Origin of the sequence: Thermovirga sp., assembly GCA_012523215.1 — a bacterium.
GTDB lineage: Bacteria > Synergistota > Synergistia > Synergistales > Thermovirgaceae > 58-81.
Genome location: JAAYIZ010000007.1, coordinates 16183 through 31997, shown reverse-complemented (window position 1 = coordinate 31997; position 15815 = coordinate 16183). Strand labels below are relative to the sequence as shown.

General features: G+C 57.4%; 13 protein-coding genes. 8 read left to right on the top strand and 5 right to left on the bottom strand.

From position 1 onward, the window contains the following. The first annotated feature begins 36 nt into the window (after positions 1-36). The 6 genes from GX108_00315 to GX108_00290 are packed head-to-tail and all read left to right on the top strand — an operon-like array spanning position 37 to position 8493. Complete coding sequence (locus GX108_00315) at positions 37-675, top strand: TolC family protein (protein NLO55491.1); 639 nt, start codon at positions 37-39, stop codon at positions 673-675. A 6-nt stretch (positions 676-681) separates the two neighbouring features. Next, positions 682-1752, top strand: coding sequence for an efflux RND transporter periplasmic adaptor subunit (locus GX108_00310; GenBank protein NLO55490.1), 1071 nt, complete (start codon positions 682-684; stop codon positions 1750-1752). Next, positions 1752-4808, top strand: coding sequence for an efflux RND transporter permease subunit (locus GX108_00305; GenBank protein NLO55489.1), 3057 nt, complete (start codon positions 1752-1754; stop codon positions 4806-4808). Before GX108_00310 ends, GX108_00305 begins: the two co-directional genes overlap by 1 nt. Next, the gene (locus GX108_00300; protein ID NLO55488.1) at positions 4801-6303 is read left to right on the top strand and encodes a hypothetical protein; all 1503 of its coding nucleotides are present in this window, start codon (positions 4801-4803) and stop codon (positions 6301-6303) included. Before GX108_00305 ends, GX108_00300 begins: the two co-directional genes overlap by 8 nt. 47 nt (positions 6304-6350) lie before the next feature. Then, complete coding sequence (locus GX108_00295) at positions 6351-7628, top strand: tyrosine--tRNA ligase (protein ID NLO55487.1); 1278 nt, start codon at positions 6351-6353, stop codon at positions 7626-7628. Between the two features lie 10 nt (positions 7629-7638). Beyond that, positions 7639-8493: a lysophospholipid acyltransferase family protein gene (locus tag GX108_00290; GenBank protein ID NLO55486.1), complete on the top strand. Its 855-nt coding sequence runs from the start codon at positions 7639-7641 to the stop codon at positions 8491-8493. Between the two features lie 17 nt (positions 8494-8510). Here the strand turns inward: GX108_00290 and GX108_00285 are convergent, their stop codons facing one another. The 5 genes from GX108_00285 to GX108_00265 form a co-directional block, all read right to left on the bottom strand. Continuing rightward, positions 8511-8702, bottom strand: a complete 192-nt coding sequence (locus GX108_00285) for a 2-hydroxymuconate tautomerase family protein (GenBank protein NLO55485.1) — start codon at positions 8700-8702, stop codon at positions 8511-8513. Between the two features lie 34 nt (positions 8703-8736). Beyond that, a complete protein-coding gene (gene mnmE, locus GX108_00280) occupies positions 8737-10125 on the bottom strand; it encodes a tRNA uridine-5-carboxymethylaminomethyl(34) synthesis GTPase MnmE (protein NLO55484.1) in 1389 nt (462 codons plus the stop codon). Between the two features lie 13 nt (positions 10126-10138). Next, entirely contained in the window at positions 10139-11275 is a 1137-nt protein-coding gene (locus GX108_00275; protein NLO55483.1) for a PLP-dependent aminotransferase family protein, read from the bottom strand. Between the two features lie 90 nt (positions 11276-11365). Continuing rightward, positions 11366-12607 (bottom strand): PLP-dependent aminotransferase family protein, encoded by a 1242-nt coding sequence (locus GX108_00270; protein ID NLO55482.1) that lies wholly within the window; start codon positions 12605-12607, stop codon positions 11366-11368. Between the two features lie 69 nt (positions 12608-12676). Next, entirely contained in the window at positions 12677-13327 is a 651-nt protein-coding gene (locus tag GX108_00265) for a M48 family metalloprotease (GenBank protein NLO55481.1), read from the bottom strand. A gap of 129 nt (positions 13328-13456) precedes the next feature. On the opposite strand from GX108_00265, the gene GX108_00260 reads away from it, so the two are divergent. Both GX108_00260 and GX108_00255 read left to right on the top strand, forming a co-directional pair. Continuing rightward, a complete protein-coding gene (locus GX108_00260; GenBank protein ID NLO55480.1) occupies positions 13457-14701 on the top strand; it encodes a 2,3-bisphosphoglycerate-independent phosphoglycerate mutase in 1245 nt (414 codons plus the stop codon). Positions 14702-14791: 90 nt separating this feature from the next. Then, positions 14792-15814 carry an HD domain-containing protein gene (locus tag GX108_00255; GenBank protein ID NLO55479.1) on the top strand — a complete coding sequence of 341 codons (1023 nt, stop codon included), beginning with the start codon at positions 14792-14794 and terminating at the stop codon, positions 15812-15814. The last annotated feature ends 1 nt before the right edge of the window (position 15815 follow it).

Genomic DNA, 15815 nt, shown 5'->3' with positions numbered 1-15815 from the left:
GGGCACGAAGCCATGCTCAAAGGCCTCGCAGGATGGATGGATATCCAGCCGGCCGAAGGCCTCTTTGACCTTGATTCCCCCGTCGAAGCAGGACGCGAGCGGCCGGACTTCGAATCCGTCGCGCGGGACCACCCCTCTGTCCTCAAGGCAAGGTGGGCCGCTCGGAGGGCGGAGAGCTTCCTGAAGGTCGCCAGTATGGCATCCCTCCCCACCCTGGGGTTGTCCGCGACGATGACTCTCGTCACCGACGGAGCCGCGTCGTTGCAGTATAACCAGGATGAATGGTGGTGGAAGGCTACCCTCACTATACCCGTTGTGGACGGCGGGTACGCCCGTTGGACCACCGAGAGAGCGAAGGCCGGCCTCGCCTCGGCCGAAGCTGCCGTGGGGTCAGCCACTGTCGAGACAATGAAGAATCTCCTGACAGCCTGGGAGGATTACACCGCAGCCCTGAAGGGTTATGATGCCGAGAGATCCAGGTTCGATACGGTGTCCAAGGAAAGGGAGATCGTCCTTTTTCGTTACAGGGAAGGCCTGGCGAACCAGATTGAGGTCCTAGATGCCCAAACCCGTTTCGCCAGTTCCCAGGCCAGCCTGATTGACGCGAGACGGGGACTCCTTGTCGCGGGAGCGGCCCTTGCTTCCGCCGAGGGAAAGCTGCCGATGGAGGAATAAATAGAAGTGGACAAGAAAAAGCGTTCTTACCGATGGATCTGGTGGCTACTCCTGATATTGCTTGTCGTCCTCGGCGCTTGGAGGATATTCCTGAGACCTGTTTCCCAACCCCCGGTGAGCGTCGCGGAGATACGCTCCCGGGAGGGCGTTCCGGTGACGGTGCATGAGGTGGTCCCTTCCCGCTGGGAACATTGGGTCACCTTCTTCGGAAAGACCCAAGCGGCTTCGGAGGCCAAGGTAGCTGCCGAGCGCCAGGAATATGTCTCCTCTGTGGCTGTTGACGTAGGGGATTCGGTGAGAAGGGGACAGGTCCTGGCGACGCTCGATGTGAGGGTCGTGCGGCAGAGATTGGCGGCACAGAAAGCAACCTTGGCCGAAAAGCAGGGCAGGTACAAGCGACTTTTGGCCCTGCAATCAGCCGGGGGCGCCAGCGCGCAGGAGGTGGAAGCGGCCCTTTCCGATGCCGAATCCGCCCTCGCGGCCTTGACGGACGCGCAGACATCCCTGTCGAGAATGACGATCACCGCTCCCCTGGACGGAGTCGTGACGGGACGTTTCGTCGAGACGGGCGACCTGGTCTCGGCGGGGCGAACGCTCTTTACCGTATCGGACCTGGACGCGATAGAAGCCGTCCTGGACGTCTCCCCAAAAGATGTCTTCAAAATGGTCAGGGGTATGCTCGCCAGGGTAAAGACCCCGAATGGTTGGGTTAAAGCATCGATCAAGAGGATCGATCCCGCAGCGGACCCATCGACGGGGCTTTTTTCTGTGGTCCTTTCAGTTCCTTCTGGTTCCGGGCTGAGCCCGGGTCAGGCTCTGGATGCACAAGTCCAGGACGAGGACATAGCCGATGCCGTCGTAATACCCTATGAGGCCCTGAAGCAGATCGGCGGAGAAAGAACCGTCGTCTACGTCGTCACCGAGGGAGTGGCCGAGGAAAGGGATGTAATCACCGGCGGAACCTATGGTGGCGCTGTCAGGGTCCTTTCGGGGGTGGAACCCGGCGAGAAGGTCGTTGTGAAGGGCTCCGACAGGATGTTCCCCAACGCCAGGGTCTGGGTGCAGGAGGAAAAGTAATGAACCTCATTGGAAACTCGGTCAGAAGGCCGGTCCTGACGACGGTCATTATGACTATTTTGGTCCTTCTCGGTTTTTACTCCTTCCATGAACTTGGCATGGCTCTCCTGCCCAAGATGGATATCCCGGTCGTGCTGGTGCGGGTGTCTTACAAGGGCGCGGGACCGCTGGAGATAGAGAGGCTTATCGTACAACCCGTGGAAGACGCCATAGCTTCCGTCGAGGGGGTCAAGGAAATTAACGGTTACGCCCTTGAGGGCACCGGGTTCGTCGTGGCCATCCTGGAGTACGAGGTCGACGTCACGCAGGCGACTCTCGACATCTCGACTAGGGTGAAGGCCATCACTTCTGACCTTCCCGACGAGGCCGACGAACCCGTGGTGGACAAGATGGACATCAATGCCCAGCCCTTTATGATGGTGGTGGCTAAGACGGGTCTCCCATCCTACCAGGCCAGGGACATAGTGGAAGACCAGGTCGCCAAAAGGCTGACCCAAATCATCGGTATGGCCAGCGTGGATATCAGCGGCGGTAGGGTGAGGGAGATACACCTTGACGCCGACCCTCCAAGCCTCATTGCCCACAACCTGAGCCTCAAGAGGCTGGCGTCGCTGGTCCAGGCCTCGAACTTCAACTCCCCCTCCGGGAACATCACCCTCGGGGGGAAAGAGACCTCTGTCCGCATTGTCGGTGAGCCCGGCCAGTCGAGCCAGTTCGGGGAACTAGGTATCCCCGTGGGCGACGGTAGGGTGGCCAGGCTCGGAAACGTGGTGACCGTCGTCGACGCCCTGGCGGATGAGAGGAACCGTGCGAGGTTCGATGGGAGGGACTCCATACTCCTGGAGCTAATCGCCAGGCCAAATGCAAATATCGTCAGGGTATCCAATGATGTCAGGGAGGAATTGGGCAAGATAGCCCCCACCCTTGGGAAAAGCATAGAATTGGAAGTGGTCTACGACTCCAGCGAATTCGTGGAGAAGTCCATCAGGAACGTCATCAGGGACATGATCATCGGGACACTCCTTACAGCCTTCTTCCTGTACCTCTTCCTGAGGCAGTTCGGCTCGACCCTGGCGGTGGCTGTCGCCATGCCCACATCGATAATCGCCACCTTCATCCCCATGTACTTTTTCCATTACACATTGAACGTGATGAGCACCATGGGCCTGGCGATCTCCGTAGGAGTCCTGGTCAACAACGCCATCCTCGTCCTCGAGAACATCTACCGATACAGAGAACTTGGCATGGATCCCCTCACCGCCGCCGAAGAGGGTACCAGGGAAATATCCCTAGCGGTTCTTTCGACCACGGCGACCAACCTTGGCGTCTTCATCCCGATTGCGTTCATGGGGGGGATCGTGGGGCAGTTTTTCAACCAGTTCGCCTTGACGGTGGTCTTCTCAACTCTATTTTCCCTCTGGGGGGCCTTCACGGTGACACCGATGGCCGCCGCCAGGCTGGGAGGCTCGGTGCACGTTTCCTCCTTTGCCAAAAAGACCACCGCCTGGTGGCACTGGTTTTACCGTGAGCTCGAGGTCTTCCAGGAGGTGTACGTCGGAAGGGCAATGAAACACCCCTGGTTGACCATAGGTTTTTTCTGCCTGCTCTTCGCCGGTTCGCTCCTATTGATACCAAGGGTAGGCTTCGAACTTTTCCCAAAGGTTGACGAGGGGGTAATCAGGATCAACCTGGAACTCTCAAGTACGGCCTCGCTGGAAGCCACCGATGAACAGATTAAAAAAGTGGAGGCCTATCTGCGCGAGCAGCCCTACGTGAAATCCATGAGCTCCACCGTGGGGGGCAGAAGGCTTTCCAGTGTCAACAGCGGGATTATAAGAGTCTACCTGATCGATGAAGTCAAAAGAAAGAGTGCTTTTGTCATCGCATCGGACCTGAGGAAGGAATTTGCGGGTCTTCCCGACGCGAACGTGACGATCAACGCGGCTTCCGGCCAGGGTGGAGGAAGCAGGAAACCCGTCCAGATAACCATAAGCGGGCCCGACCTCGATGTCCTCAATAGTATAGCCGGGGAACTCATAGAAAAGATTCGCGACATTCCCGGCCTGGCCGATCTGGATACAGACTGGAAAGTCGGAAGGTTCGACCTGAACCTCACCCCCGACAACCTTAAACTGACATCCATGGGAGTGACCCTCTCCGATGTATCCGACGAACTGAGGGGTTACGTGAGCGGAATAAAGGCCGGGGTCTACCGCGAACAGGGCAATGAATACGACATCTTGGTCAAACTGGCTTCCCGATGGGTCGACTCGCCCGAAAACGTCCCACTGCTCCCCATGTGGACCCCCTTCGGTTTCGTCCCGGTCAACGAGTTGGCCACCGTCACCTATGAGCCTTCTCCGACGGCAATCTACAGGCTTGACCGGCAGCGCAAGATAAGCGTCCAGGCCGAAGTCGCCGGACGTACGGTCGGGGAGGTTTTCCGTGATATCACGCCCAGAATGGACGAGATCCAGCTGCCGACGGGTTACAGATTTATAATCGGGGGGGAGATACAGAACATCCAAGAGAACTTCCGGAGAATGCTCATATCCTTCGTCATGGCCGCAGTGCTGACATTCCTGATGATAGCAGGCATACTGGAATCGTACCTGTTCTCCCTGGCGATCATGCTGACGATCCCCCTGTCGGTGATCGGCGTTATCCCGACGCTCCTGCTGACGGGGACGTCCCTTTCCATCTACGGGCTTCTCGGCCTGGTGATGATAGTGGGACTGGTGGTCAACAACGCCATAGTCATCGTCGACTACGCCGAGGTGGTCCGCAAGAAGGGGCACGAACCGACCGGGGCCATGGTCGAAGCGTGCAGGGTCCGCTTTAGGCCCATAATCATGGCCGATATCACGACCCTGATCGCCATGCTTCCCCTCGCCCTGGGCCTCGGCGAAGGAGGGCAGTACAGGGCCCCGCTGGCCATCGTGCTGATTGGAGGCCTGCTCGCGGGAGGGACCATGGCCCTATTCCTTATACCTCCTGTCTACAAGATCATCTGGGACATCAAGAACCGATTCCAGAGGAGGCATGAAAATGCGTAGAGTTTTGTCCTTCTGGTTCTCCCTACTCGTAGCGGTGGGCGTCATTGCTGGAACGGTCTACTTCTTCGGCAGGGTTCACGTGCCTGAAAAAGCCTTTGAAACAGCGGCAGCCATACCATCCATAGATAGTGATTCCCCTCGGTTTTTCCTTGAAACCCTATCGGGGCAGGTGGAACCGGGTTACTCCGAGTTAGCGCTTGAGAAGATCGATGACCGGGTCCGTTCCGTAATTTCGGCTCTTGCTGACCTGTCGCCCCTGGTCAACATGGCTGACAGGTCCTCGGTCCTCGGTGCATGGGAAGCCAACGAACCCATTTTCTACGGGGCTTTCCTTTTGCAGGCCTCGGATATGAAGGCCCTTAAAGAGGGCAGGGTACCCCCGACCTGGCTTGAGCAGTCTTCCGGCCTGGCCATGGGTCCCTCCGACCGGGAAGACATCCTCCGCCTGACTTTGGCGAAGGGTGAAATAACCCTTTACCTGCGCGCCGACAGGGAGTATCTTTTGGTCTCCCATTCCTTTGAAGGACTGGGGAAAATGGAAAAAGCCCTTGACGGGTCGATTGAAAGGTTCCGTTTATCCTTCACCGTGGAACCAAGCTGGCCCTTTCATCTTTCCATCTTCGACGGAAAACTGATCGCCCAAGCCGCTTCCTTGAGGGGTTTAAAGGTCCCGGACCGGCCCCTGGCACTTGAACTGGCCTGGAATAGCGGGCCGGAGAGCGGTGAATTGGCCTGGAAGATCGCGGATCTTGAGGAATGGCTTCCAACGGAGGTCCGCGACAAAATGGCGCCCATGGCCTGGGATGGCCCAGCCTTTTTACCGGAACCCCTTATTGCCGCTCTTGGCGTTTCGGTGCCCAAGGGGCTGGAGGGACTGATAGAAAAAGATCTGCCGCTTCTGGACTGGATGGAGGAGGCGGGTTTTGACCGGGCTGCCCTTGCCGAATTGGCCGAAGGGCCTCTTTTGACTGTCATTGGCGGCCAGAGCAGGTTCCTCCTCTTCAACCTTCCTGGATTTATCGTTCAACTCCCCTCGAGGGGTCCCGAAGGAGTCCGTTGGATCCAGGAATTGTGGAATAATAACTGGGCCCGGTTCACTTTCTCCCCCCAGCCAGTCAGGGGTTTTAAAGCGGGGGGCAAGGTCACGTTGCCCTTTACCATGGCGGCTGCTGCGAATGAGGATTTGGCCTTCGTGGGTTTGATCAACGGAGCTTCCCTGGGGGAGTTGGCCCCTGTCGACCGGGTAATTCCCCTGGGCGGCGAAGAAGCCATTCTCTGGCTTTACGCCGACCTGCCCAAGGTCGCTGAAGCCCTGGAAAATCTTTCCAGGATGACAGAACTGGTCGAACGTTTCGGGGTGGAAGAAGCGCCTGACCCAGAAGATCTGGCCCGGCTCGCCGGTCAACTTCGGTCCCTTGGACAGGTGACCCTGGTGATCCATGACCTGGGTTCCGGAAGGGGAAACTGGAAGACGGCGGCCCCCACCGCCGAGTGAGGCCGGGAAAAACAATATCGAAGGGTCCAGACCAAGGAGGGGTAGCTATGCAGGGGAATCCCCTGGCCATAATGATGGAGCGTGGTTGCGTTGAGTGGTGCAGCCACCCGGAGGAACTTTCAGCCCTTTTCAACAGCGGGATGGTCACCGGCTACATTGGATTCGACCCGACGGCGGACAGCCTTCATGTCGGTCACCTGATCCCGATGATGGGTTTGGCCTGGATGCAACGATCCGGTCACAAACCCATCGCCATCGCCGGCATGGGAACGGGCCTTATAGGGGATCCCTCGGGCAAGAGCAAGGAAAGGAACCTTCTCACGCTGGAACAGGTCGAGAAGAACCTGGTGACAGTCAAGGAGCAGTTGGGACAGTACCTGGATTTTAACTGTGGGGCAAATTCCGCGCTGATAGTGAACAACCATGACTGGCTGGGAGAGCTCTCCCTTCTTGGTTTCCTGAGGGATACCGGCAAGCACTTCACCGTGAATTACATGATAGGCCGTGAATATGTGAAAAGTCGCCTCGATGACCCGGAAAAGTCCATTTCCTTCACCGAGTTCTCCTACATGTTGCTCCAGGCCTTCGATTTCTGCCATCTTTACGAGAACTTCGACTGTAAACTACAGATGGGTGGCAACGACCAGCAGGGGAACATCATCGCCGGGATTGACCTGATCAGGAAAAAAGTCGGGGGACAGGCCTACGGCATCACTTACCCGCTCCTTTTAAATTCCTCCGGCGGAAAGTTTGGCAAGACCGAGGGCGGGACCGTATGGCTTTCTCCGGAAAGGACATCCCCCTACCGTTTCTACCAGTTTTGGATCAACACCGACGACAGGGACGTGGAGGAGCTGCTCAAACTCTTTACCTTCCTGCCTCTTGAGGAGATAGAAGGCGTGATGGCTTCCCACAAGGACAAGCCCGAGAGGAGAGAAGCCCAGAAGAGACTGGCCAAGGAGGTAACCGCCAGACTTCACGGAGAGGAAGCTTTCAGGTCGGCCGAACGGGCCAGCACTATTCTTTTCGGGGAAAGTTTTGAACCGGCTGATCTTACCCAGGAAATGATCAAGATCCTCATGTCGGAGGTACCGGGGGGAGAATTCCCCGGTGGGACCGCGCGATCGCCGGTGGATATACTGGCCGCCTCCGGAGCCTGCCAAAGCAAGAGCGAAGCCGGGAGGCTCATCCGGGGGGGCGGAGTCTATCTCAACGGGATTCGACTAGGCCCCTCCGACGAGGTGACGTCGCAGGATCTGATCGAGGGGAAGCACCTATTTTTCCGGCTTGGTAAGAAGCGCTTTTTTGTCGCCAGCAAGGGATAAAGCTGGAAGGATGTCCCTGCAGTCAGGAACCCTCGAAGCCATAAGAAGTTGGGTCCGTCCCGGCTGGAGGGCAAACCTGCTCACGGGGGTGCTTCGAGGCGTCCTTTGGGTGATTGCGCCCCGCGGAAAGGTCGCCCTCCAGAACATGGAGATCGCCTTCCCGGGATCCACTCCCTCCTGGAGAAGGAAAAATCTTTCAAGGGTGTACCGTCATTTCGCGGCCTCCTTGGCTGAATACCTGGTTGTCCAGAACAACCCGGCCCAGGTCGACGACTGGTTCGTCGCCTCGAGCGGCCTTGAATGGTTACAAAATCAGGCGGCCAGCGGGAAAGGTGCTGTAATACTCATGGCCCACTTCGGCAGCTGGGAACTCATGGCTGCGTGGCTGTGCAGTCGGGGTTTCCCTCTCTACGGGGTAATACAGGAACCTGATGATGGGGACCTGGCAAAATTGATAGAAAAGTACCGCAGGAACATTGGCGGAAAGCCTATACCCAAACGATCCATGCTCACGGAACCTATAAAGCGTCTTCGCGAAGGGGCGATGGTGGTCCTTGCCGGAGATCAGAATTGGGCGGGGAAGGGAGCCCTACGCCTCCCTTTTTTCGGCAAGGAATGCGGTACAGCGGGCGGGCCGGCAGCTTTTTCGATTATGGCGGAAGTGCCCCTGGTCCCCGTCGCGGCTACCCGGCTCGGATCCTTCAAGTACAGGATCGATATCGGTCCCCCCATCGAACAGCCGCTGGAGGGAAGCCGCGAAGCGAGGATAGCGGTCATGACCAGGGAAGCGAATAGCTGGATTGAAGAATTGATAAGGAAGGCGCCGGAGCAGTGGCTATGGATGCACCGGCGCTGGCGTGACTGATTGGCGCGGAATGAATCTTACCTGTCCCTCTCTGAAGAGAGTATACCGCCGACAGCGAAATCTTCGTGGGACATTTCCGAAAGGATTATCCGGACCTGTTCCGGTTTTACCCCTAGGGCTGAACATATTGAGCTCGTCATCTCGGCAACCAGTTTCTTTTTCTGTTCACCCGATCTACCCTTCAGCAGGTGAACCTGGACTATCGGCATTTTTGTTCCCCCCTTTTTTTGTTTTATCCCCATTTCACTTTCCGATACAGAAGTTTGAAAAGATCCTGTCCAGGAGATCCTCCTCGGCGGTTAAGCCCAAAATCCTTGAGAGGCATTCCCGGGAACCAGCCAGCAGGTCCAGGATTGCGTCAAGGCCGATGTCCGAGGTGAACGCTTCCGCTGCTTCCTCCACGAGTTGCAGGGCATCCCTCAGTTCCTCCACCTGCCGTTCCGTGGTGTTGATGTCTTCATCCAAGGTTGTGCTTCCCGAGACAGAGAGGACGATGAGGTCTTTGAGTTCATCCAGTCCATGTCCCATGGTCGCTGATATCACCCTGACCTCGTGCCCGGGGAGTAGTTCCTTTACCTCTTCCATATCGACAGCCAGGGGCAGGTCCGATTTGTTTACGGCGATGACGCAGTGGCTTCCCTGGAGGGAGGCTGCTATTCTCCTGTCGTCGGCGGTGACGGGTTCACTACCATCGATCACCCAAATTCTGATATCGGCTTTCCTCATGGCATCCAGGGAACGCCTGACTCCTTCCTCCTCGGCCGGATCCCTTGGGGCCCTTATTCCCGCGGTATCCGTAAGTCTGAGGGGTACACCCTTGTGGGAGATCACCTCTTCGATCAGGTCCCTGGTCGTACCAGGCATGGAAGTGACGATCGATCGCGACTCTTTGAGAAAGGCGTTCATGAGGGATGATTTGCCCACATTGGGCCGGCCGGAGATCGCGACCCCGATCCCTTCCCTTAAAAAACGGCCCGCCCGGGCCGCCGACAGGAGATCTCTCATTCGCTGTGCCACTCCTGAAAGTCGATGCAGGTAGTCCCGGGTCCTAACTTGGGGGATGTCTTCATCAGGGTAGTCCATGCCGGCTTCGGCCACGGCGGATAGATCGGCCAGTTCCTCCAGGATACTCCTGAGCCGCTCGGAAAGAAGGCCCTGGAGGCATTTGGCCGCAGCTTTCAGGGCTCCGTCGGAGCGGGACCTTATCACTCCAAGTACCGATTCTGCCTCGGCGAGATCAATTCTTCCGTTCAAAAAGGCCAGCCTGGTGAACTCCCCCGGACGGGCCATCCGGGCGCCCCTGCCAAGACAGAGTTCCAGGCACTCTCTCGCGGCCATCGTTCCGCCATGACAATGAATTTCCGCCGCTTCCTCACCAGTGTAGCTGTAAGGTTCCCTGAACCAGACGGCCAGCACCTCGTCGACGGGGTTTCCTTCGATATCATAAATGAAACCATGTTTCATAAAACGAGGCGAAGAGGGACTCAGCCCCTCCCCGCCCCTGAAAATTGAATCAACGAGGTCCCTGGATCCGCTACCCGAAAGGCGCACTATGGCAATGCCGGATTCGCCCCAGGCGGTGGATATGGCGGCGATGATGTCCTTCCGGAAAGGACGGGGTCCCCTGCTCATCCTTACGTTATCCTCAGAGCATTTCCCTCATGGCTTCCCCGAGGCGTTTGACCCCTTTTTCTATGTCATCAGGCGTTGAGTAGGTGTAATTTATCCTCGCGTTATGCTCCCCACCGCCGTTGGCGAAGAAGGGCGCGCCTATCACGAAGGCAACTTTCTTCTCGATAGCCTTTTTGAAAAGTACCTCGGCGTCGATGTTCGGCATGTCGATCCAGTAGAAGAAACCGCCCTCCGGCTTGACCCAGGAGACCTCATCGAGAGGCAGGTACTTCTCGAAACTGTCCTCCATGGCATCCCTCTTGATCCTGTAGTCGGCGATTATCTTTGGGAGATGTCCGTCCAGGTAGCCCTTCTTACAATACTCGTAGATCAACGCTTGGGAAATGGGGCTCGAGCAGAGGTCCGTGGCCTGTTTGAAGACGGTCAGTTTCCGGATAATATCGCTGCTCCCGGAGCACCATCCGATCCTCGTCCCGGGGGCCAGGATCTTCGAGAAGGAGCCGGCGTAGATCACGCCACCTTCCGGGTCAAGGGAGAATAGGGAAGGAAGGTGGTCGCCGTCAAAACGAACATAACCGTAGGGGTCGTCCTCGAAGATGGGGATCCCGTACTTGTTTGAGATCTCCACCAGTTTTTTTCTTCTCTCAAGGGACAGGGTACATCCCGCGGGGTTTTGAAAGTTGACGATCGTATAGATGAACTTGATCTTCTTGCCCTTGGAACGGGCCTTCTCAATCTTCTCGGGAAGCATTTCTACGACCATACCCTCGGCGTCGGTGGGGATGCCGATGAACCGGGAGCCGTGGTTGTGAAATGCCGTGAGGGCCGCCAGGTAGGAAGGATCCTCGGTGATGATATAATCCCCGGGGTCGATCATGGCCCAACCCATCAGGTCAAGCACCTGCTGTGAACCCGAAGTCAGGAGCATTTCGTCCGTGGAGACCCTCCTGCCCATCCTTGGGGCCGTCCACTCCGAGAGGAATTCCTTCAGCGGGGTGAAACCCTCGGTAGTACCGTACTGGAGGAGGCTTGGGCCGTCCCGCAGGAAAACCTCGGTTCCCTCGTGGAACTCCTTCACCGGGAAGACATCGGGCGCGGGCATTCCGCCTGCGAAGGATATCATGCCCGGCTGACGGACTATACTCAACATCTCCCGTATCGGTGAGGGACGAACGTTGAGTGCCTTGTTGCTGAAATTTGATTCCCAGACCTTGTCCAATTCGATCTCCTCCAATAACGATCAGATGTCTCCGCTCTTCTCTTGGGTCGGTTCTCGCTCGAACTCGCGGATGGCTTCACCGAGGTATCGCACACCCAGGTCGGTCATTTCGGTGGAGGCGAAGGTAAAGCACATCCTGATATTGTTGAGGCCGCCGGTCCCGGTGGGGTAAAAGGCATTTCCCGGGACGAAGGCGACTTTCTTCTCCAGGGCCATTTCCAGGAGTTGCTCGACGGGTATCCCCGGAACATTCAGCCAGTAAAAGAAGCCTCCCTTGGGTTTTTGCCAGGACACCCTGTCGAGGGGCATATACTTCCTGAGGGCGGTCTCCATGCCGTCCCTCTTTTTCCTGTAATGATCGATTATGTTGGGGAGGAACGCGTCGAGGTAGCCCAACCGGCAGTACTCCCATACCAGGGCCTGGGCCACGACGCTTGTGCAGGTATCGGTATTCTCCTTTAACACGGTCATTTTCCCGATGATCTCGCTCCTTCCTGCGCACCAGGCTACGCGGGTGCCGGGGGCCAGGATCTTGGAGAAGGTCGAAGAGAATATCACGAGGCCGTCGTCGTCCATTGAGGAAAGGGAGGGGATATCCTCGCCCTCGAAGCGGACCCAGCCGTAGGGGTCGTCCTCGAGGATCATGATGCCGTAGGTCCTGGCTATCTCGAGGAGCCTGATCCTTCTCTGAAGCGAGAGATCGCAGCCCAGGGGGTTATGGAAGTTGACGATGGTGTAGATGAATTTGACGCGGCCCCCGGCGGCCCGAGTCTTTTCGATCAACTCCGGGAGCAGTTCCACCTTCATTCCATCGCTGTCGCAGGGCACGGTCAGGAACCGGGCTCCATGGTTGAACATGGTGCCCGTCGCGCCCTGGAAGGTGGGTTCCTCGCAGATCACCCAGTCCCCCCTGTCCAGCAAGGCCCAGCATAGGAGGTCGATCACCTGGGCAGAACCCGCGGTAATCAGCAATTCATCGGTCAGCGGTTTCCGTCCCATTCGTGGGGCAGTCCATTCAGCCAGAAAATCCTTGAGCGGGGGGTACCCCCCGGCAGCACCGTACTGCAGTATATCCCTGCCCTCCCTCGAGATGACGGAAGCGGCTTTTTGTAGTTGCTCAATGGGGAATATATCGGGGTCCGGCATACCCACCGCGAAAGAAATCATCCCCGGTTTTTTGCCGAGGTCCAGCAGCTCCAGGAGGGGGGAAGGCTCAATATTCTTCGCTGCGGTGCTGAAAAGGCCGTTGAGAAGATTCTGCATTTTATTCGCGCCTCCGTCCAGGCAAGGAAAATTATCCTGCTATACAAATTCTGTCGCTATTGTATATCATTATTCCCGGATCATCAGTTTCCCCCTGCTTATCCTTTCAGTGGTTTCCCTGATATGGGCCAGGCGTCGTTCGGTTGGGGGATGAGAATTGAAACCGCTCGGCGTTGTCTTGAATCCAGCCTTCGCCATACCTTGAAGGGCTTCGAAAAGACCCCAGGGGTTGTAACCAGCCTTCGCCGCCAGTGCCACCCCGTAATCATCGGCCGCGATTTCCTGTTCCCTGCTGAAACCAGCCTCGGCGAGTACCACCCCGGTGCCGATCACATCGAAGCCGCCGAGTTTTTTATCACCCAAAGCCTTGGAAAGCAGCATCCAGAGGAGATTTCTTTTCATGGTATCGTCATAGTGGCCCAGTTTAATGTGGCCTATCTCGTGGGCCAGGACCCCGGCTAACTCGTCGGTGGACCGGAGTGTCTCTAGGAGTCCCGTCGTCGCATGAACAGAATATTTATCCCTTGTGAAGGAAACCCATGCGTTGGGTTCCTCCCTGTCCTCGATGTTCACCGGGCCGGCATCCGCGAGGGACGCCGTGGAGGTCAGTTCACGCCAGACCCTCTCCACGGACTCTGGATCAAGGGCCGCCTCGCCCGGAATGACGGAAGCGGCGAGAAACAAAAGGACAACGATCGCGCCCGTGTACTTCCTGATCATCGTGCTCACCCCCCCCTTCGAGCGGACCGCCAGTATGGTGAGGCAAAAGGGCGGAGAAAAGAAAGAGCCTAATAGCTTATTATATTATTCGGGCAAGGTCGGCGAAAAGGCAAGGAGAACCTCGTGTACATGACGAGGTTTCAACAGGGGGGAGGAATAAATTTGCGGGACAGGCTCGAGGTCTTGAAAGATTTGTCGGTGGAGAATCGGACAAAAATGGTACTGCTCGTAATGGATGGACTGGGGGGACTGCCGGGGGTCGGGGGACAAACGGAACTCGAGGCCGCTGCCACACCCAACCTGGATGCCTTGGCTTCCCGTTCGGAGACGGGACTCCTCGAGATGGTTGACAGGGGGATCACTCCGGGAAGCGGTCCCGGCCACCTTGGCCTTTTCGGTTACGATCCGTTGAGGTTCCAGATCGGCAGGGGGATACTGGAGGCCCTGGGCGTGGGGGCCGAAGTCAGCGCCGGAGAGATATGCGCCAGGGGAAACCTGTGCACCTGGGGTGAAGGCGACCTCGTCATTGACCGAAGGGCCGGCCGGATCGATACGATCTCGAGCGCCAGGATCATCGGGAAACTGGCAGAGAAAATCAGGGAGATCGACGGATTCGGGGTCAGGTTTTACCCCGGCATCGAGCACCGTTTTGCCGTGGTCTTTTCGGGAGAGGGTCTTTGCGACAAAGTATCCGACGCTGATCCCCAGATCGAAGGTCAGCCCATGGTTTGGAGTGAACCGTTGGAACGCTCTGCGGAAAGGACGGCCCGCCTGGTAAACAACCTCATCCGAAAGGTCAGGGATGTACTTTTCGACGAGCCAAAAGCCAATGGCTGCCTTCTGAGAGGCCTATCGAGCGCGCTCGATATCCCCCTTATGCCGGATCTTTACCGATTCCGACCTGCTGCGGTCGCTACCTACCCCATGTACAAGGGACTCGCGAGAATCGTGGGAATGGAAATCCTGCCGGCGGGAAAGACCGTGGAAAGCCTTTTTCAGACTTTAGTGACGAACTGGACGGCTTTCGATTTTTTTTACGTTCATGTAAAATACGCCGACAGCCGCGGCGAGGACGGAGATTTCGACGCCAAATGTGAGGTCATAGAAAAAGTCGATAATCTTTTGCCCCAGATCATCGAATTGGCTCCTGACGTTCTCGTTGTGACCGGCGACCACAGCACACCGAGCGTCATGGCGTCCCACTCCTGGCATCCGTCGCCCATCCTGCTGGCGAGCAACTATGTAAGACCCGACGGGTCCGCCTCTTTCGGTGAGAGGAGCTGCGCGAGGGGAAGCCTTGGGGTCATACCAGCCCACAAACTCATGGGGCTGATGCTGGCCCATGCCCGGAGGCTTTCAAAATATGGCGCCTGATTTCCTGAGGCTAAGGTTGCCCGTAGGGGCGTCGTCGCCTCGGCGGCGGCGCAAGTGAAGACTTCGAACGGAGGGATCTTCTTGTCCGATATGATGAACTCGACCACATCCCAGCTGAAGGTACTTGCTGCCGGCGATCGTTTCAAGGTCCTCGGCGTGCTTCAACAGATCAAACCGAGATTTGACAAGAATAAAAGACCCTTCTGGGAAGTAGTCCTGGTGGATTCTGAGGGGACCATCGAAGCGAAAGTATGGTCCGATGGAAAATGGTGGGATGCCAGGTCGGGAGAAAGGTCACCGGTGGAACCGGGCTCACCGGAGATGCCCGGTGTTTTTCTCAACGCGTCCATCGGGGCCGTTGGCACCGTGTCGGAATTCAGGGGGAAGCAGCAATACCAGTTTTCGGAGTTATTCCTTCTTGACCCTGAAAAATTCCCCCTCAGCGGTTTCATCCAGTCGTCGCCGATTCCAGTTGAGCAATTGGAGGGCGAGTTCAGGGTGCTGGTCGGAAGCTGCCGCCCCGTGATAAGGGATTTCTTGGAAAGCGTCTTCAAGGGAGACCTATGGAGGAGGTTTCGGGAAGCCCCGGCGGCCGTAACCCTGCATCACGCCTATGTCCACGGGCTCCTCGAGCACACCCTTGCCGTGACGAGAGGCGCCCGTGCGCTTGCCCAATCCTATATCGCTTCCGGTGTAGAGATGGACCTGGACGTCGTGACCGCCGGGGGGCTTTTGCACGATATCGGAAAGATAGATTCCTATAAGCTGGACCCCTTTCCTTCGATGACCGTCCCCGGTACGGTCATCGACCATATCGCCCTGGGTTTCAACCGGTTTTCACTTCTGGCCAGGGAGTACGGCCTCGACGAGGCGCTCGTGACCACTATCGGGCATATCCTGGTGAGCCATCACGGTCGCAAGGAGTACGGTTCACCGGTGCTTCCCGCCACCCCCGAGGCCTTGGTCGTATCATCGGCGGATGAACTCGACTTTCTCATGTACTGTTGGGGATCCTTCCCGGAGAGCGGCAACAGGGAGGCCTCCATCTCGGACTTCCTCCCACCCGCCGGCCGGAGGTTTTGGAGGCCCGACACACGGAACGTAGAGGAGTGAC